Source organism: Achromobacter sp. RW408, assembly GCF_003184165.1.
GTDB classification, from domain to species: Bacteria; Pseudomonadota; Gammaproteobacteria; order Burkholderiales; family Burkholderiaceae_B; genus Achromobacter; species Achromobacter xylosoxidans.
In genome coordinates this window covers 863,768-880,927 of record NZ_QHHO01000049.1, presented here as the reverse complement: position 1 = coordinate 880,927, position 17,160 = coordinate 863,768, and the positions used below count along the sequence as shown (strand labels likewise).

The window sequence follows — 17,160 nt, the reverse complement described above, 5'->3', positions numbered from 1 at the left end:
TTTTTTTGCCGCCGGGCCGCCCCAAGGCAAAAACGCCCCCTCGGGGGGCAGCGACCCGCGCAGCGGCGGAGCGTGGGGCCGGAAAGCACTACACTTGAGGCACCAAGAATATCGTGAGGCCGCTATGAACAATCGCACCCAGTGGATGGAAGACATCCAGAAGAACATCTCCGACCTGATCGCCCGCAGCCCGGCGGCGGATGTCGAGCGCAACGTGCGCGCCATGATGACGCAGGCGTTCTCCAAGCTCGATCTGGTCACCCGCGAAGAGTTCGACGTGCAGGCCGATCTGCTGGCGCGCACGCGGGCGCGCGTCGATCAGTTGTCCGCCACGGTTGAACAGCTGGAGTCGCGCCTGGCGGCCCTGGACAAGTAATCCGCGCGGACATTTCTGCCACGGCCGCATCCGCGGCCGTTTTCGTTTTCGGCATACTGGCCTTCGATCGCCCTCGGAGACCGCCTTGACCCTTGCCGTAATCGCCAGCCGCACGCTCAGTGGCCTGCACGCCCATGCGGTGCGCGTCGAGACGCACCTGGGGCCGGGCCTGCCGAGTTTCAACGTGGTCGGCCTGCCCGACACCGAAGTCCGCGAAAGCCGTGAACGCGTGCGCGCGGCGATCCTCAACAGCGGCTTCAATTTTCCCGCCGGCCGCATCACGGTCAATCTGTCGCCGGCCGACATTCCGAAGGAGTCTGGCCGCTTCGACCTGCCCATCGCGCTGGGCCTGCTGCTGGCCGCCGGACAATTGGCGCCTCGGGAGGAGGGGGCGCGGGAAGGGGGCGCGGGCGCGGCGGATGCCGCCGCGCCCGATCCGCTGTTGGCCGGCCTGGTGCTGGCGGGCGAATTGTCGTTGACGGGCGCGCTGGTGCCCGTCTCGGCAGCTCTGGTGATCGCGCTGAGCGTGGCGCGGGAGTCGCCCGGCGCCACGCTCATCCTGCCCGCCGGCAGCGCCGAACAGGCGGCCTGGGTCGAGGGCCTGCGGGTGCTGTCGGCCCGCAGCCTGGCGGATGTGGCGGCTCATGTGGCGGGCGTCTGCCGCTTGCCGGACGCCATTGCGGCGAGCTGGCCGGCCTCGCCGCCGGCGCCGTGCCTGTCGGACGTGCGCGGCCAGCCCGGTGCGCGGCGCGCCCTTGAAGTGGCGGCCGCGGGCGGCCACAGTCTCTTGATGGTGGGGCCGCCCGGGGCCGGCAAGAGCATGCTGGCCGCGCGCCTGCCCGGCCTGCTGCCGCCGCTGGCGCGCACGCAGGCGCTCGAGGTCGCGGCCATTGCCGCGCTGGCCGGCGCGCCGGACGCGCGCATGGGCACGCCGCCGTTCCGCGCCCCGCATCATTCCGCGTCCCCGTTCGCGCTGGTGGGCGGCGGCGGCCGCCCGCGTCCCGGGGAGATCAGCCTGGCCCATCACGGCGTGCTGTTCCTGGACGAGCTGCCCGAGTTCAGCCGGCGCACGCTCGAGGCGCTGCGCGAGCCGCTGGAAACGGGCAGGGTGGTGATCGCCCGCGCCCTGCACACCGCCCAGTTCCCCGCCCGCTTCCAGCTGGTGGCGGCGATGAATCCGTGCCCCTGCGGCTGGCGCGGCCACCCGCGCCGGGCCTGCCAGTGCACGCCGGACCAGGTGGCGCGTTATGCCGGCAAGGTTTCGGGGCCGCTGCTCGACCGGATCGACCTGTATGTGACCCTGCCGCCGCCCGATCTGGAAAGCCTGCAGGGACCGCCCGGCGAGGCGTCGGCGCCAGTGCGGGCGCGAGTGGCGCGTTGCCGCGAGCGCCAGCTGGCACGGCAGGGCAAGTCCAATGCCGGCCTGGCCGGCGCCGAACTGGAGCGTCATTGCCCCATGGACCCGTCCGCCCAGGCGCTGTTGTTGCAGGCGATGCGGCGATTGGCGGGATCCGGGCGGGCGCTGCATCGCGCCCTGCGGGTGGCGCGGACCATCGCCGACCTGGACGGGGCGGATACGCTGCAGGCCAGCCATGTGGCCCAGGCGGTGCAGTATCGACGGCCGGGGGTATGATGGCGGATCGTCTGCCCCGGGGCTGGGGCGTCGGCCTCGGTGCGCGGTTCTGTTTCCCCTTGTTCCGTCCCTGGTTGTGCTGCCATGTTGTCCGGCGCCGTGTCCCGGCTCGACAAAACCAGGGAAATCACCATATAATCAAAGGCTTTCCCGGATCCAGGCTACTTTTTTGCCGGCGGTGCGGGGAAGGCCGGGCCAAATGCCCTGGCGGCAGCCGAATGGCGCAAGCCGGGATTCATGGCCCTGGGGGTATTCGAGTAATACCCCCGAAGTACCTCAGAAGTACCCCAGCAGTACCCCCAAGAAGTGGCAAGAGGTCCTCAAGTTTTGCCGCAATGGTGTAGGTCGAACGTTTCCGCCTTCGTGGCTTGGGGCGTCGCCAACCGCCTTGCGACAAGCACCTCGCGTCATGTAAATCAACAATGCGTTCAGTTTAGGGAATCATCATGCCCAAGATGAAAACCAAGAAAAGCGCCGCAAAGCGCTTTCAGGTTCGCGGCAGCGGATCCATCAAGCGTGGTCAGGCGTTCAAGCGTCACATCCTGACCAAGAAGACCACCAAGAACAAGCGCCAGCTGCGCGGTTCGGCGGCGGTTCACGAGACCAACGTGGCTTCCGTGAAAGCCATGATGCCTTTCGCTTGATATAAGGGAGATCTACTATGCCTCGCGTCAAACGCGGCGTTACCGCCCGCGCACGTCACAAGAAAGTCATCGCCGCCGCCAAGGGTTATCGTGGCCGCCGCGGTAATGTGTTCCGTATCGCCAAGCAAGCGGTCATGCGCGCTGGCCAATACGCCTACCGCGACCGCCGCAACAAGAAGCGCACGTTCCGCGCGCTGTGGATCACGCGTATCAACGCCGCCGTCCGCGAACATGGCGTCAGCTACAGCGTGTTCATCGCCGGCCTGAAGAAGGCTGCGATCGAACTCGACCGCAAGGTCCTGGCCGATCTGGCCGTGCGCGACAAGGCCGGCTTTGCCGCCATCGTGCAGCAAGCCAAGGCTGCCTTGGCTGCCTGATCGCGCGCTTTAACTCATCGCGCATCGCTGCAAACGGGGCTGTAATGGCCCCGTTTGCGTTTTGAAGGCTGGATTTCATGACTCAATCGGTTGACGACCTGGTTTCCCAGGCGCAAGAACGGTTCGCCGCGGCCACCGACGCCGCCGCGCTCGAAAACGCAAAGGCCCGTTTCCTGGGCAAGGACGGCGCGCTGACGGTCCTGCTCAAGGGGCTGGGCAAGCTCGATCCCGAGCAGAAGCGCGACATGGGCGCCCGGATCAATCAGGCCAAGCAGAAGGTCGAAGAGCTTTTGAATCTGCGCCGCGCCGCCTTGGCGCAAGCGGAGCTGGATGCCCGCCTGGCCTCCGAAACCATTGACGTATCGTTGCCGGGCCGCGGTCGCGTGCCGGGTGGCATTCATCCGGTCATCCGGACCTGGGAGCGGGTCGAAGAAATCTTCCGCTCCATCGGCTTCGACGTGGCCGACGGCCCCGAAGTCGAGAACGACTGGACCAATTTCACCGCCCTCAACAACCCGCTGGACCATCCGGCGCGTTCCATGCAGGACACGTTCTACGTCGACATGAAAGATGCCGACGGCCTGCCGCTGCTGCTGCGCACGCACACCAGCCCCATGCAGGTGCGTTACGCCCGCATGCACAAGCCGCCCATCAAGGTCATCGCGCCGGGGCGCACCTATCGCGTCGACAGCGACGCCACGCACTCGCCCATGTTCCACCAGGTGGAAGGGCTCTGGATCGCCGAGGACATCTCGTTCGCCGACCTGAAGGGCGTGTATACCGATTTCCTGCGTTGCTTCTTCGAAAGCGACGATCTCGTCGTGCGTTTCCGCCCGTCGTTCTTCCCGTTCACCGAACCGTCGGCCGAAATCGACATGATGTTCACGTCGGGTCCCAATCGCGGCCGCTGGCTGGAGATCTCCGGTTCGGGGCAGGTGCACCCGCAGGTGGTGCGCAACTTCGGCCTGGACCCCGAGCGTTACATCGGCTTCGCCTTCGGTTCCGGCCTGGAGCGCTTGACGATGCTGCGCTACGGCGTCAACGACCTGCGCCAGTTCTACGAAGGCGATTTGCGCTTCCTGCGCCAGTTCAACGAATAACAGACGGCTGATCATGCAATTTCCCGAATCCTGGCTGCGTACGCTGGTCAATCCTCCGATCGCAACCGATGAACTCGCGCACCGGCTCACCATGGCCGGCCTGGAAGTCGAAGACACCGTGCCGGCTGCGCCCGCGTTCACGGGCGTGGTGGTCGCGCACATCGTCGAGATCGCCCCGCACCCGGACGCCGACAAGCTGCGCGTCTGCCAAGTCGATGACGGCTCCGGCGCGCTGCTGCAGATCGTCTGCGGCGCGCCCAACGCGGCCGCCGGCCTGAAGGTGCCGCTGGCCCGCGTCGGCGCGGAACTGCCCGGCGGCATGAAGATCGGCGTGGCCAAGATGCGCGGCGTGCAATCGTCGGGCATGCTGTGCTCGGCGCGCGAACTGGGCCTGTCGCAGGACCATGCCGGCCTGCTGGAGCTGCCGGCCGATATGGCGCCGGGCCAGTCGATCCGCGAAGCGTTGGACCTGGACGACACGCTCTTCACGCTGAAGATGACGCCCAACCGCGCCGACTGCCTGTCGATCCTGGGCGTGGCGCGCGAAGTGGCCGCGCTGACCGGCGCGCCGCTGTCGGTGCCGACCGCCAAGGCCGTGCCCGTGACTTTGGACGAGCTGCGTCCTGTCAGGATCGAGGCGCCGGACCTGTGCGGCCGCTTCGGCGGCCGCGTGATCCGCGGCGTGAATGCGCGCGCGCAGACCCCCGCCTGGATGAAGACGCGCCTGGAGCGCGCCGGCCAGCGTTCGGTGTCGGCGCTGGTGGACATCTCCAACTACGTCATGCTGGAACTGGGCCGACCCTCGCACGTGTTCGACCTGGACAAGATCCACGGCGACCTGTCGGTGCGCTGGGCCCGCGAAGGCGAGACGCTCGAACTGCTGAACGGGCAGACCGTCACGCTGGATTCGAAGGTCGGCGTGGTGGTGGCTGGCGACCAGGTCGAAAGCCTGGCCGGCATCATGGGGGGCGAGGCCACGGCGGTCACCCTCGACACGCAGAACATCTATCTGGAAGCCGCGTTCTGGTGGCCGCAGTCGCTGGCCGGCCGCGCGCGCCGCTACAAGTTCAGCTCCGAGGCCAGCCACCGCGGCGAGCGCGGCGTGGACTTCGCCACGATTCCGCAACACATCGAATTCATCACGCGCCTGATCGTCGACATCTGCGGCGGCCAGGCCGGTCCGCTGGACGACCAGATCGTTAACCTGCCCAAGCGCGAGCCGGTGCGCATGCGCCTGGCACGCTGCCATCGCGTGCTGGGCGTGCCGGTCACGCAGGCCGAAGTCGCAAAGATCTTCGGCAGCCTGGGCCTGGAATTCACGCTCGATGGCGACGATTTCATCGTCACCCCGCCGTCGTACCGCTTCGACCTCGAGATTGAGGAAGACCTGATCGAGGAAGTGGCCCGCATCTACGGTTTCGAGAACATCCCCACCGTGCCGCCGCTGGCGCGCGCCAAGATGTTCTCGCAGCCCGAAGTGCGCCGTGGCCCGCATGCGCTGCGCCGCCTGGCCGCCGCGCAGGACTACCAGGAAGTCGTCAACTACAGCTTCGTCGAAACCGAGTGGGAGCGCGACTACGCCGGCAACGACACGCCGGTCAAGCTGGTCAACCCGATCGCGAGCCATCTGTCGGTGATGCGTTCGAGCCTGATCGCCGGCCTGGTGGCCAACATCCGCCACAACGCCAACCGCAAGCAGACCCGCGTGCGCCTGTTCGAACTGGGTCGTGTGTTCGCGCGCGACGATGCCGCCAAGGACGGTCCGCTGGAAGTGGCCGGCGTGCGCCAGCCGCTCAAGCTGGCGGGCGCCGCATGGGGACCGTCGGTGGAAGAGCAGTGGGGCGTGCCGGCGCGCCAGGTCGATTTCTACGACGTGAAGATGGATGTCGAGGCGCTGTTCGGCGCGCGTGGCGCCCGCCTGCGTTTCGAGGCCGCCGCCCACCCCGCGCTGCATCCCGGCCGCAGCGCCCGCATCACGCTGGATGGCAAGCAGGTTGGCTGGCTCGGTGAGCTGCATCCGCGCTGGGCGCAGCAGGCCAATCTGGCGCACGCGCCGGTGGTGTTCGAGCTGGACGTGCAGGCGCTCTCCGAAGGCGAGCTGCCGCAGGTGCGCGAGCTGTCGCGCCAGCCCGTGGTGGTGCGCGACCTGGCCCTGTGGGTCGATGCGCCCGTGACCGTCCAGTCCATGCTGGACACGGTGGCGGCGACCGTCAAGGCCGACCCGCAGCTGGCCGTGGTGCAGGACGTGCGCCTGTTCGACGTGTGGCGCGAAAAGCCCCAGGGCGACCAGCCCGTGGCCGAGAAAAGCCTTGCGTTCCGTTTCTGGCTACAGGACACTGAGGTCACACTGGACGAAGCCCGGGTGGCCGCCTGCCTGGCACGCATCAAAGACGCTTTGGTCAGTGCCCACGGCGCGCGCCAGCGCGCTTGAACCATGGGGAACAGTATGCTTGCCGAGCCGCGCACCCTGACCAAGGCCGAGCTGGCCGAACTGCTCTTCGAGCGGGTCGGCCTGAACAAACGCGAAGCCAAGGACATCGTCGATACGTTCTTCGAGGAAATCCGCGACGCCCTGGCGCGCGGAGACTCCGTCAAGCTTTCGGGCTTCGGGAATTTCCAGGTGCGCGACAAGCCGCCGCGCCCGGGGCGCAACCCCAAGACCGGCGAAACCATCCCCATCGCCGCGCGCCGCGTGGTCACGTTCCACGCGAGTCAGAAACTCAAGAGCGTCGTCGAACAGGCCACCCCCGCGGCGCCGGACGCCGAGGAGTGATACGCTTTGTCGGTAATTGTTATCGGCTCTCGACGCATCGCGGCATAGAATTCTCTTATGACACGTACCGAATCCACCGTTACCTTACCGCCCATTCCCGCCAAGCGTTACTTCACCATCGGTGAAGTCAGCGACCTGTGTGGCGTCAAGCCCCATGTCCTGCGGTACTGGGAACAGGAATTCACGCAGCTCAAGCCGGTGAAGCGGCGCGGTAACCGTCGTTATTACCAGCACCATGAAGTGCTGCTGATCCGCCGCATCCGTTCCCTGCTGTACGAGCAAGGCTTCACCATCAGCGGCGCGCGCAACCGTCTGGGCGATGCGCGCGACACGCCACACGACCAGGATGCCGCGGTGCGCCTGAGCGGCGCGGAGATGCAGGCCCTGCGCAACGAGCTGGGCAATGTGTCGACGATGCTGGGCGAGGCGCTCGGCTCGGCCGCGCCGGCTTCGAGCGGCAGTGCGGTGAGCGCCAACGCCACGGCATGAGCATGGCGGTGCATTGCACCGCCGTCTATCCGAGTTGATGATCCCGCGCCATGCGCGTTGTCGTTGAACGCGGTGTGCGTAGAGCGCTGAGACCTGTAGTTCACTCTGTCGCATAGTGCAGCTCATCCTGTGGTTCAGTCCGCCATTCAGTACCTTGCGTGCCATGCGCGAGCCTTGCCTGTGAGTGTTGCGGGCATTGCGTAGGGCACGCAAATTTTTTTTGAGTATTCGGCACTTTTTTTGCACCAATGCGTGCAAACATTTTTTAGGTCTGCTATACTCTTTTTCTTTCGGGGCGTAGCGCAGCCTGGTAGCGCACTTGCATGGGGTGCAAGGGGTCGCGAGTTCGAATCCCGCCGTCCCGACCAGCAATACCCTAGGGGGTTAGTGATGAAAATCACTAACCCCCTTTCTCATTTCCGGGCGCACATCGCATGCGATGTGCCGATGGCGTCTTCAGCTCAGAACCTGAACCCGCTGATGTACTCCCCGCACGAGTTGTAGCTGATCTTCCCATTCGTCTTCATGTCGTAGCGCAGCACGGTGCCGGCCTTGTCGGTGTAGAAGATCACCGCGCAGTCGGTGTATTCGGGCACGTAGGCGCTGTAGGACCCATACGTCGTGCCCATCGGGCCGTTGGTGGAATAGCCGCGGCCTTCGTAGTGGCCCGGATGGTAGCCATAGACATACGTGTAGCTCGTGGTCTGGTCATCGACTTTGTTCACGAACGGCTTGGCGCCGGTCTCGGGCGGCCAGGCGGGCAGCATTTCATTGATGTTCTTGCCGACCTGCGCATCGAGCTTGTTGCGCGTGGGCGAGTAGACGGACAGGCCCATGCAGGCGGATAGCGTGAGCGGCAGGATGACGGCGGGAGCAATGCGGCAGATGCTTTTTAGCATTTGGAAGCCTCCGGTCGAACACGTTGGGTGCGCGAGTATAGTCAGCGCCTTTTGCCTTTGAGAAGGCAAAAAAAACCAGATGAGCGCATCGGTAAAGTTTCGTTCCAATAGTCGAAGGCCGTCAGCTGGAGGCGGATATTCTTTTGCGTTTGTCCGCATCGCGCGGGCAAGCGCCGCGCGTTTTTCCAACCCGGTTGACGCGGGTCGCGGTCAGTCGATGACTTCCGCGCAGGCATCGGTCGGCGCGGCGGCGACGCCGCCCACCACCGGCACGATCTTGATGACCGCGGAGGTGACGCGGCAGGGCGCGGCGGCGAGGCCGCAGCCCGTACAGGACAGGCAGAGCAGGGAAATCAGCAACCACTTCATGGGATTCGTCGGCGAGGGATGGGCGCCGCGGGCGTGGCCGTGGCGCAATGCCTGGATTCTGCGCCGCGGGCCGGTCATGAATAGTGGGGAATTGAGCGGCGAATGTAATGACGTTTGCGCGAGGGCGCTCAGGATGTAACGTGGCAGGGCAATACGAGTGAAGGTGCTGGTCACGCCATCCCCATCATGCTCAACCCGCCGTGAACGTTCAGCCTATCGAGCGTTCCGCCTTTTCAGCGTTCAGCCTTTTCAGCTTGCATCCGCCATCGGCGACGCCGCTCACAGCGGCGCCTGGCCGCGCTGGCGGTACACGCGTGCCAGGCTGGCGAAGAACGACAGCGCGGCGATGCAGCAGGCCAGGGCGAAGACGTAGCGCGAGAAATGCCCCGAGGCGGCGCCGGTTTCCTTGCCGACCAGGGCGATCACCACGGCCACCAGCGCCGCGCCCAGCGATTGGCCCGTGGTGCGCGCGGTAGACAGGACGCCGGAGGCGGTGGCGGTGCGGTTCCTGGCGGCGTTGGCGAACATTTCCTTGTTGTTGGGCGGCAGGAAGAAGCCGTAGCCCATGCCGCACAGCGCCACGCGCCACAGGAAATCGCCGGTGCCCGGATCGGCGGGCAGCAGCACGAGTGAGCCGAGTCCCAGGCAGAAGGTGACGACGCCGATGCTGGAGACCTGGGTGGCGTTGAAGCGGTTCGCGAGCCTCCCGGCGAACGGCGCGCAGACGGCGACCGCGATGGGCCACGGGGTGAAGACCAGCGCGGATTCCAGGGCGGTGTAGCCGTAGGCGTCCTGCAGCACGAACGGCAGCGCGACCAGCGCGATGCCTTGCGAGATGAACATGGTCAGGGACGTCAGCACCGCGAAGGAGTAACGGCGCGACTTGAAGATGTCCAGGGGCAGCAGCGGATGCCGCGCGCGGGTCTGGCCGAAGGCGAACAGGGCGATCAGCGCCAGCGCGGCGCCGGCGAGCAGCAGCACGGTGCGGTTGCCCCAGCGGCCGATCTGGTCGACGGCCAGCGCCAGCAGGCCGAAGCCGGCGGCGGAGGTGATCGCGCCGGGCAGGTCGAAGCCGCCTTCCCGGTGCGTGTCCCGGCCCAGCGCGTGGTAGCAGCAGGCGATCGCGGCCAGGCCGAGCGGCAGGTTGATGTAGAACAGCCAGGGCCAGGAGGCATAGGAGACGATGAGCCCGCCCAGTGTCGGGCCGAGCGCCGTGCCGACGGCGAATACCAGGGCGTTCAGGCCAAACACGGTGCCCAGTGAGCTGGCCGGGAAGATGACCCGGTACAGGCCGTAGCCGACGCTGATGAGCACGGCGTAGCTGATGCCCTGGAGCACGCGCAGCGCCACCAGCGCGTGAAAGCTGGACGCCAGTGCGCAGCCGAGCGACGCGAGCGTGAACAGCACCAGTCCGAGCGTGTAGAAGCGCCGTTCGCCGATCCTGGAACCGAGCGATGCGCAGATGAGCATGGTGGCCGCGCTGGCCACCTGGTAGCCGTTCGCCACCCAGATGACGGCGGCCGCGCTGACGTCGAGATCGTTGGCGATGGTCGGCAGGGCGATGTTGACGATGGAGCTGTCCAGCGCCGACATGAATACGCCGATCAGGATGGCGGCCGCGGCGAAATAGCGCCTGGGGAGCTCGAAGCCTGCATCATCGGCGTCATGGGTCATGTCGGTGGCGGTGGACCTAGCGTGAGGGTGAGGCGGGCGCGCCGGCCGGACAGGATGCCAGGGCCGCCAGCGATTTCAGGATGAGGGCGGTGACGCCCCAGATGTCGTGCTCTTGTCCGGCCCAGTACCAGGCGCCGGCGCGTTCGCCGTCCGCGTACTGTCTTGGCAGGTCCGGGTCCAGCAGCGCCGAGAAGGGGAACTCGAAAATCTCGTCGACCTCGGCGGGCGCCGCCTGCCACGCGGCGGCGGGCGAGGCCAGGCCGATGACGGGGAAGATGGCGTGATTGCGCTTGCGCGTCTTGTGCAGCGGCAGGCAGCCCGCCAGCTCGACGGCGCCGGGATCGAGCAGGATCTCTTCGCAGGCTTCGCGCAGGGCGGTGGCGCCGACGCTGGCATCGCCGTCTTCGGGCCGTCCGCCGGGAAAGCTGACGTGGGACGAGTATTCCTTCAGGCTCGAGGCGCGCCGCGTGAGCAGGATCGTGGGATCGCTGCGCGGCACGATCGCAACCAGCACGGCGGAGAATTTCCATTGCCCGTCGTTGTCGGGAAAGTGCAGTCGGGCGGCGGGCCAATCGATGGCGGCGGGAATCCGCTGGGCCCGCACGCCGTCCAGGATCGTGTCGAGGATGGCTTGACGGGGCGCGAGGATGGCGGGCGGTCGCGTCGCGCCGTCATCGCTGTCCAGGGGTTCCATGTCGCGCTCCTTGTCGGGGTGGGAGATCCGCGCTTCGATTGAGGGGGGAACGTCCGGGCCGGGATCAGCCGCGCGTTCGCAGCCTGGCGGCCGCCGACAGGGCGAGCTGCAGGACCACGGCGATGCACAGTGCCGCCAGCATCGAGTCCAGCACCATGTTGTCCCACAGCCGCGGCGGGCCGACGCGGAACTGGATGGTGTCGAACACCATGCCGGCGGTGAAGCCGGTGGCGGCGATGCCGCGCCAGCCGCGCAGCGGCACGCAGCGCAGCGCTAGCAGCACGGCGAGGGTCAGGATCCACAGGCGCGGTTCCAGGACCTGGGTGAGAAAGTAAGCCAACGAGGCGTCTCCGGATGGACGGGATTTGTCGCGACGGGGCCGGGCACAAAGCGGTAGTTTTAACCCAATCCGGCCGTTTTGGGCGGGGCGGGGGCGATCCTGGCCTGCAGCGCGATGCGGTTGCCTTCACTATCGCGGATCTCGGCCACCAGCCACTCGCCCGCCGGGGTCTTGGGGAACAGCACGGCGCCGCCGAGGGCGGCGGCGCGGCGCAGCGCCGCGTCGATGTCGGGAACGGCGAAGTAGACCACGGCGCCGGCCTCGGTCGGCAGGTAGACGGGGCCTTCGGCCAGGGCGCCGCTGGCGCCGTCGCGGCCTTCCTGGAACGGGAAATAGGCCATCCTGCTGTCGTGCAGGTCGACGATGCCGTCGAACGCGATGCCGAAGACTTCGCCATAGAAATGCATGGCGCGTTCGAGGTCGGCGGCGGGGATTTCCACGTGCGAGATCAGGTTCATGGGGCGGACGGTGGGATGCGAGGGGCGGGCCGCGTTGACGCGCGGGGCGGGTTGTGGGATTGTCCCAGGCCGTCGCTGCACTGCCTAGGGCCTGCGCGTGCCCTTTGGGAAGCCATGCAGGCGCCGGCGCCGGATCGGCATCCGCTTTCCCTTCTACCCTCATGGAGTCTTCATGGTTACCTGCTATCTGCGTTACGTCATCGACCCCAGCCGCCTCAAGGAATTCGAAGCCTACGGCAAGATGTGGATTCCGCTGGTGGAGAAGTTCGGCGGCACGCACCATGGCTATTTCCTGCCGTCCGAAGGCGCCAACAACATCGCGCTGGCCTTGTTCACGTTCCCGAGCCTGGCCGAGTACGAGCGCTATCGCCAGCAGTCGATGCAGGACGCGCAATGCCAGGCGGCGTTCAAGTACGCCGAGGACACGCGCTGCATCCTGAGCTACGAGCGCAGCTTCTTCCGCCCCGTGTTCGACTGAGCATCGCGCGGCGCGGGGCGGGCCTGATCCGACCGCGCGCCTGTTATGCCCGGATTTCGGCGGCTCTGTGTCTGTCGCGCGGCGCGGGCGGTGCGGATAATTTTCCGCATCCGCCATCCCTTTGAAGGAACCAGCATGCGCTACCGCTACGTCACCGCCGATGTCTTCACCGAGCACGCCTATCAGGGCAACCCGCTGGCGGTGGTGCTGGAGGCCGACGGCCTCGACACCGCGCAGATGCAGCGCATCGCCCGCGAATTCAATTATTCCGAAACCAGCTTCGTGCTGCCGCCGCGCGATGCCGGGCACACGGCCTGGGTGCGCATCTTCACGCCCGACCGCGAGGTGCCGTTCGCGGGCCATCCGAATGTGGGGACGGCGGTAGTGCTGGCGCGCGAGATGATCGCGGCCGGCCAGCCGGCGCCGGCGCGCTTTGTGTTCGAGGAGGAGGCGGGCCTGGTGCGCATCGATCTGCGGTATGGCGAGGACGGCGGCCTGCTGGGCGCCGAACTGGCCGCGCCGCAGCCTTTGACCCGCGCCAGCCAGGTGACGGCCGAGGCCGCGGCGCGCGCATTGGGCCTTGCGCCCGCCGATATCCTGCTGGCCGAACATGCGCCGCAGGTGGTGTCGGTGGGGCTGGTCTTCCTGGTGGTGCAACTGGCCAGCCGCGACGCACTGCGTCGCGCCCGGCCGGATCCGGCGGGCTATGCGGCCTTGCTGCCGCTGGATGGCGCCCGCTCCATCTATGCCTACACCACCGATTGCGGCGCCGATACGGCGCTGGGACCCACGGATATCCAGGCGCGCATGTTCACCGGCCGCATGACCGAAGACCCTGCCACGGGCAGCGCGACGGGCGCGGCGACGGCATTGCGGGCGGCGCTGCGGGGCGCGGGCGCGCTGCGTCTGCGGGTGGGCCAGGGGGTGGACATGGGACGCGCCAGCCTGTTGCTGGCGCACGCCGAGGTGCGCCCGGACGGCGTGTGGGCTGGCGTGGCCGGCCAGGCGGTGGTGGTGATGGAGGGCACGCTGCCCGCGCCCGCCGCGGCCTGAATGCGCCGGCGCGAGCTTGTCGCGGCGCATCGCGGTCGTGTATGCTGGCCGCCATGCACCGCACCCATCATGCCCCGCCGGCCGTGCCGGCCCGGGCGGACAACCGACGAATCACTCGACGCCTGCGTTGAGTGGCAAGCCGTGTTCGAGCGCCGGATTCTCCCGGCGTTCCATCCAGAAGGCCACGATACCCCTCGTGGCCTTTTTGTTTGCGCGGCATGCGCGCTTTGCTTTCCTGCCATCGAGGCGTAGCGCCCGGCCTTCGTTTTTCCCATCGAGAGGAACGAAGCATGAAGCATCCCGAACTGGCCATCCGGTCTTTCCATCCGGCGGACGAAGCCGCCATCATCCAGCTGTGGACCGACTGCGGATTGACGCGGCCCTGGAACGATCCGCGCAAGGACGTGGCGCGCAAGTTGACCGTGCAATCCGACCTGTTCCTGGTCGGCGAGGCGGACGGCGCCATCGTCGGCACGTTGATGGGCGGCTATGACGGCCACCGCGGCTGGGTCAACTACCTGGCGGTGTCGCCGGCCCATCAGCGCCGTGGCTACGCGTCGGCGCTGATGCGGGCGCTGGAACGCAAGTTCCTGGAGATGGGCTGCCCCAAGATCAACCTGTTGATCCGTTCGGGCAATCTGGCGGTGAAGGACTTCTACGCCAGCTTGGGGTTCCAGCAGGACGAGGTCATCAGCCTGGGCAAGCGCCTGATTCCAGACCTGTGATGCGGGGAGGGGGGGCGCGGCCGCCTCGCGCCCGGACTGACCGCCAGGCGACGCGCCGGCCGGGCTTGCGGATTGCGCAAGCCTGGCCTTCACATCGGCTCGGTCAGGTATACCGCCTCGCGGCCGACGATGGGCATGCGGGTGGGCATGAAGATCGTGCAGTTGTCGCACGGCGAGCGGATTTCCTCGCCGGCGTTGATGGCGATGAGGTCGCCCTTGTCGAAGACCTCGAAGCCGAGCACCGGCCGGGTGAAGGTGAAGTCTTCCGACTTGACCATATGTACTTCGAGCAGCCGGAAGGGCTGGGCTGGCGTGGACGGCGCGTTGCCGGCCGGCGTGTCGACCAGGCCCAGGTGCGCCAGGAAGCGCAGCGTGACGTCGGTGGCGAGCGTGGCGGCCGATTGCGCGAAATGCTGGCCGCATTCGACCACCAGCGCGCCGCCGCTGTCCGAAGCGGGGTCGCCATGACGGCCGTAGTTCAGCACGCCGGTGCCGGGGAAGCGGCCGGCCGGCATCACCAGTTGCACCGCGGGGGCGCCGACGGCGGCGGCCAGCGCGGCGTTGCGCGCCATTTCGGGATAGACCCAGAACGGCTGCACCGGCGCCCGCGTCGAATGGATGTCCAGCACGTAATCGGCGGCATCCAGCACCGGGCGCAGTTCGCGCGCGCGCCGCAGTTCCGGGCTCTGTTCGTTGCCGTCGAGCCATTCGGGCGACCAGATACGGTTCAGGTTGTGGACCAGCTGGCGGTTTTCGTAAGGGTTGTCGATGTCGAAGGCGTTGTACGCCTCCATGTTGGCGAAGCTGACGGTAAGCGTGCCGACCTTGGGGCGCACGCCCGTATCGAGCAGGTGGGTGGCGGCCACCATGCCGCAGATTTCATTGCCGTGGGTCAGGGCGTTGATCAGCACGTGCGGGCCGGGCTTGCCCGATTCAAAGCGGTGCACGTAGTCGATGCCGGTGTTGCCCTGGCGATAGGCGGACAGGTCGCGCGGCAGGACCTCGAGCGGCGCGGTGTCGGGAGCGAAAGCGGGATTGGACATGGCGGGAACCTATTCCGGACGGATGCCGGCGCGGTCGATCAGGTCTTTGTACAAGGCCAGGCGCTGCGACATCATGTCGGTGAATTGTTGGGGGGACTGCAATTCGGGCGGCAGGGCGCCGCTCTTTTCCAGCGACTGCGCCGTGGCTTCCTGGCGGGCGGCGGTCTGCACCGCCTCCAGCAGTTTCTGCAGGACGACGGGCGGCGTGCCGGCGGGCGCGGCGAGTCCGATCCACGACATTGAATTGAGCACGGGGTAGCCCAGCTCGGCGAAGGTGGGCACGTCGGGCAGCGAGGGAAGGCGATTGGGCGCGGCCACGGCCAGCGCGCGCATCTTGCCCGCCTGGATGTGGGGCAGGAAGGGCGCCAGGTTATCCAGCGCGAACTGGGCCTCGTTGGACAGCAACGCGTTGAGCAGCGGCGCGCCGCCGCGATAAGGCACGTGCACCGCGCCGACCTGCAGGGTGTGCTTGAGCAGTTCGGCGTTGAGCTGCCCCATGCTGCCGACGCCGGCGGTGGCGAAGTGGACATCGTCCGGGTGCGCCTTCAGGTGGGCGATGAATCCGGCGAAATCCTTGACGGGCAGGGCGGCGCTGGTCACCAGCACGTTGGGCGAACGCGCCAGCTGCGAGATCGAGGCGAAATCCTTGATCGGGTCATAGCCCAGGTTGGGATGCATCAGCGGGTTGGCCAGGTGCGAGCTTTGCGACGAGGCCACCAGCGTGTAGCCGTCGGGCTTGGCGCGCGCCACGCGCTGGCTGCCGATGGCGCCGCCGGCGCCATCGCGGTTCTCGACCACGATGGTGACGCCGAGGATCTTGCCCAGCACTTCGGCATAGAGCCGGCCGGCCAGGTCGACGGAACCGCCGGCGGGAAAGGGCACCACCAGGGTGATGGGACGCGAGGGATAGGCGGCGTCGGCGCGGGCCGACAGGGGCAGCAAGGCGGCGGCCAGGCCCGCGATCAGCAGTTGGCGGCGGGCGGGCGACAAGGCCTCGGACGGGTGCTTCATGAAGCTCTCTTGTGGGGAATAACGGTTCGATCTATTCTGCAATATGCATTGCAAAACGAAATATAGTCTGCAATGAACGTTGTTGAATTTGGGGTTATCACCTAGGCCGTGATCCGGCCGGAGCCCGGCACCTTGGAGTCCGCCCGCATCGTGAATCTGCACCAGCGCATCGCCGCCTACGACAAGAAACTGACCAAGACCGAACGGCGCCTGGTCGAGGACATGCAGGCGCGCTATCCCCAGGGCCTGCTCGAGTCCGCCACGGCGCTGGCGCGCAACGTGGGCACCAGCGCGTCAACCGTGGTGCGGCTGCTGGCCAAGCTTGGCTATGACAGCTACGCCCAGGCGCAGATGCAGGCGCGCGCCGAACTCACGGCGCGGCTGGCCTCGCCGGGCGAGCGGGCCGACGCGGTCAGCGTCGACAATCCATCGGCGCAGGCCTGCCTGCGCAACGCCTTGCTGCACGACCAGCACAACCTGGAAACGACCTTTGCCGCCATCGACGTGGCGGCGTTCGAGGCCTCGGTGCGGTTGTTGACACAGCGCCGCGCGCGCGTGCACGTGCTGGGGCTGCGCCAGGCCGCGCCGCTGGCCAGCCACATGGCGCTGTACCTGAACCTGTGCCTGCCGGGCGTGCGCGCCATGACGGCATCGGGGCCGTTGTTCCTGGAAGACCAGCTGTTGTGGCTGGACGAGCAGGATGTGCTGCTGGCGTTCACGTTCCGGCGCTACTCGGTGGCCGCGGCCAATGCGGTCAAGGTCTTCAGGGAACGTGGCGGCAAGGTGGTGCTGGTGACCGACTCGGCCGCGGCGCCGGCCGCGGCCCAGGCACACCATGTGCTGTTGGCGCGCACCTCCAGCGCGTCGCCATTCGATTCGCACGTGGCGGCATTGTCGATCTGCAATGCCTTGCTGGCGGCGGTGGCGCTGCGCCGCAAGAAGGAACTGGCCGCGACGCTCGAACGCGGCGAGGCCTTGTGGGACGCGCAATGGATCCATCCGCCGGCGCGTTGAGTGGCGGCGG

Annotated in this window: 20 protein-coding genes and 1 tRNA gene; 13 read left to right on the top strand and 8 right to left on the bottom strand. The window is 67.4% G+C overall.

Going from position 1 to position 17,160, the window contains the following annotated elements:
* The first annotated feature begins 124 nt into the window (after positions 1 to 124).
* The 9 genes from DK459_RS23580 to DK459_RS23540 all read left to right on the top strand — a co-directional run bounded on the left by DK459_RS23580 (position 125) and on the right by DK459_RS23540 (position 7,760).
* Entirely contained in the window at positions 125 to 376 is a 252-nt protein-coding gene (locus tag DK459_RS23580; RefSeq protein ID WP_006384618.1) for an accessory factor UbiK family protein, read from the top strand.
* A gap of 85 nt (positions 377 to 461) precedes the next feature.
* Positions 462 to 2,009, top strand: a complete 1,548-nt coding sequence (locus DK459_RS23575) for a YifB family Mg chelatase-like AAA ATPase (protein WP_110135101.1) — start codon at positions 462 to 464, stop codon at positions 2,007 to 2,009.
* A gap of 446 nt (positions 2,010 to 2,455) precedes the next feature.
* Positions 2,456 to 2,653 (top strand): 50S ribosomal protein L35, encoded by a 198-nt coding sequence (gene rpmI, locus DK459_RS23570; RefSeq protein ID WP_006387997.1) that lies wholly within the window; start codon positions 2,456 to 2,458, stop codon positions 2,651 to 2,653.
* A 17-nt stretch (positions 2,654 to 2,670) separates the two neighbouring features.
* Positions 2,671 to 3,030, top strand: a complete 360-nt coding sequence (gene rplT, locus DK459_RS23565; RefSeq protein WP_024068411.1) for a 50S ribosomal protein L20 — start codon at positions 2,671 to 2,673, stop codon at positions 3,028 to 3,030.
* A gap of 77 nt (positions 3,031 to 3,107) precedes the next feature.
* A complete protein-coding gene (gene pheS, locus DK459_RS23560) occupies positions 3,108 to 4,130 on the top strand; it encodes a phenylalanine--tRNA ligase subunit alpha (protein WP_006387999.1) in 1,023 nt (340 codons plus the stop codon).
* A gap of 13 nt (positions 4,131 to 4,143) precedes the next feature.
* Positions 4,144 to 6,561 carry a phenylalanine--tRNA ligase subunit beta gene (gene pheT / locus DK459_RS23555; RefSeq protein WP_110135100.1) on the top strand — a complete coding sequence of 806 codons (2,418 nt, stop codon included), beginning with the start codon at positions 4,144 to 4,146 and terminating at the stop codon, positions 6,559 to 6,561.
* A gap of 3 nt (positions 6,562 to 6,564) precedes the next feature.
* Complete coding sequence (locus tag DK459_RS23550; protein ID WP_006388001.1) at positions 6,565 to 6,903, top strand: integration host factor subunit alpha; 339 nt, start codon at positions 6,565 to 6,567, stop codon at positions 6,901 to 6,903.
* 57 nt (positions 6,904 to 6,960) lie between these two features.
* Positions 6,961 to 7,392, top strand: a complete 432-nt coding sequence (locus tag DK459_RS23545; protein ID WP_054444174.1) for a MerR family transcriptional regulator — start codon at positions 6,961 to 6,963, stop codon at positions 7,390 to 7,392.
* 291 nt (positions 7,393 to 7,683) lie between these two features.
* Positions 7,684 to 7,760: transfer RNA gene (locus DK459_RS23540), tRNA-Pro, on the top strand.
* 93 nt (positions 7,761 to 7,853) lie between these two features.
* On the opposite strand, the gene DK459_RS23535 is transcribed toward DK459_RS23540, so the two are convergent.
* The 6 genes from DK459_RS23535 to DK459_RS23510 all read right to left on the bottom strand — a co-directional run bounded on the left by DK459_RS23535 (position 7,854) and on the right by DK459_RS23510 (position 11,826).
* Positions 7,854 to 8,291: a hypothetical protein gene (locus tag DK459_RS23535; protein WP_049051322.1), complete on the bottom strand. Its 438-nt coding sequence runs from the start codon at positions 8,289 to 8,291 to the stop codon at positions 7,854 to 7,856.
* A gap of 210 nt (positions 8,292 to 8,501) precedes the next feature.
* Positions 8,502 to 8,660, bottom strand: a complete 159-nt coding sequence (locus DK459_RS23530; RefSeq protein ID WP_006388004.1) for a DUF6726 family protein — start codon at positions 8,658 to 8,660, stop codon at positions 8,502 to 8,504.
* Positions 8,661 to 8,939: 279 nt separating this feature from the next.
* Complete coding sequence (locus DK459_RS23525; RefSeq protein WP_110135099.1) at positions 8,940 to 10,334, bottom strand: MFS transporter; 1,395 nt, start codon at positions 10,332 to 10,334, stop codon at positions 8,940 to 8,942.
* 16 nt (positions 10,335 to 10,350) lie between these two features.
* Positions 10,351 to 11,028, bottom strand: a complete 678-nt coding sequence (locus tag DK459_RS23520; RefSeq protein ID WP_006388006.1) for a CoA pyrophosphatase — start codon at positions 11,026 to 11,028, stop codon at positions 10,351 to 10,353.
* A gap of 64 nt (positions 11,029 to 11,092) precedes the next feature.
* Positions 11,093 to 11,368 (bottom strand): hypothetical protein, encoded by a 276-nt coding sequence (locus DK459_RS23515; RefSeq protein ID WP_024068416.1) that lies wholly within the window; start codon positions 11,366 to 11,368, stop codon positions 11,093 to 11,095.
* 59 nt (positions 11,369 to 11,427) lie between these two features.
* Complete coding sequence (locus DK459_RS23510) at positions 11,428 to 11,826, bottom strand: VOC family protein (protein ID WP_024068417.1); 399 nt, start codon at positions 11,824 to 11,826, stop codon at positions 11,428 to 11,430.
* A 172-nt stretch (positions 11,827 to 11,998) separates the two neighbouring features.
* Between DK459_RS23510 and DK459_RS23505 the strand changes: the two genes are divergently transcribed.
* From DK459_RS23505 to DK459_RS23495, 3 genes are all read left to right on the top strand, one after another.
* Complete coding sequence (locus DK459_RS23505) at positions 11,999 to 12,304, top strand: NIPSNAP family protein (RefSeq protein ID WP_006388009.1); 306 nt, start codon at positions 11,999 to 12,001, stop codon at positions 12,302 to 12,304.
* A 135-nt stretch (positions 12,305 to 12,439) separates the two neighbouring features.
* Entirely contained in the window at positions 12,440 to 13,357 is a 918-nt protein-coding gene (locus DK459_RS23500; RefSeq protein ID WP_110059677.1) for a PhzF family phenazine biosynthesis protein, read from the top strand.
* A 290-nt stretch (positions 13,358 to 13,647) separates the two neighbouring features.
* On the top strand, positions 13,648 to 14,082 hold the full coding sequence (locus tag DK459_RS23495) for a GNAT family acetyltransferase (protein WP_006388011.1): 435 nt from the start codon (positions 13,648 to 13,650) through the stop codon (positions 14,080 to 14,082).
* 89 nt (positions 14,083 to 14,171) lie between these two features.
* On the opposite strand, the gene DK459_RS23490 is transcribed toward DK459_RS23495, so the two are convergent.
* On the bottom strand, positions 14,172 to 15,125 hold the full coding sequence (locus tag DK459_RS23490; RefSeq protein WP_006388012.1) for a succinylglutamate desuccinylase/aspartoacylase family protein: 954 nt from the start codon (positions 15,123 to 15,125) through the stop codon (positions 14,172 to 14,174).
* A gap of 9 nt (positions 15,126 to 15,134) precedes the next feature.
* Entirely contained in the window at positions 15,135 to 16,136 is a 1,002-nt protein-coding gene (locus tag DK459_RS23485; protein WP_024068419.1) for a tripartite tricarboxylate transporter substrate binding protein, read from the bottom strand.
* Between the two features lie 150 nt (positions 16,137 to 16,286).
* Here DK459_RS23485 and DK459_RS23480 point away from each other — a divergent pair, with 150 nt between their 5' ends.
* Positions 16,287 to 17,150 carry a MurR/RpiR family transcriptional regulator gene (locus tag DK459_RS23480; protein ID WP_054441568.1) on the top strand — a complete coding sequence of 288 codons (864 nt, stop codon included), beginning with the start codon at positions 16,287 to 16,289 and terminating at the stop codon, positions 17,148 to 17,150.
* Positions 17,151 to 17,160: the final 10 nt, after the last annotated feature.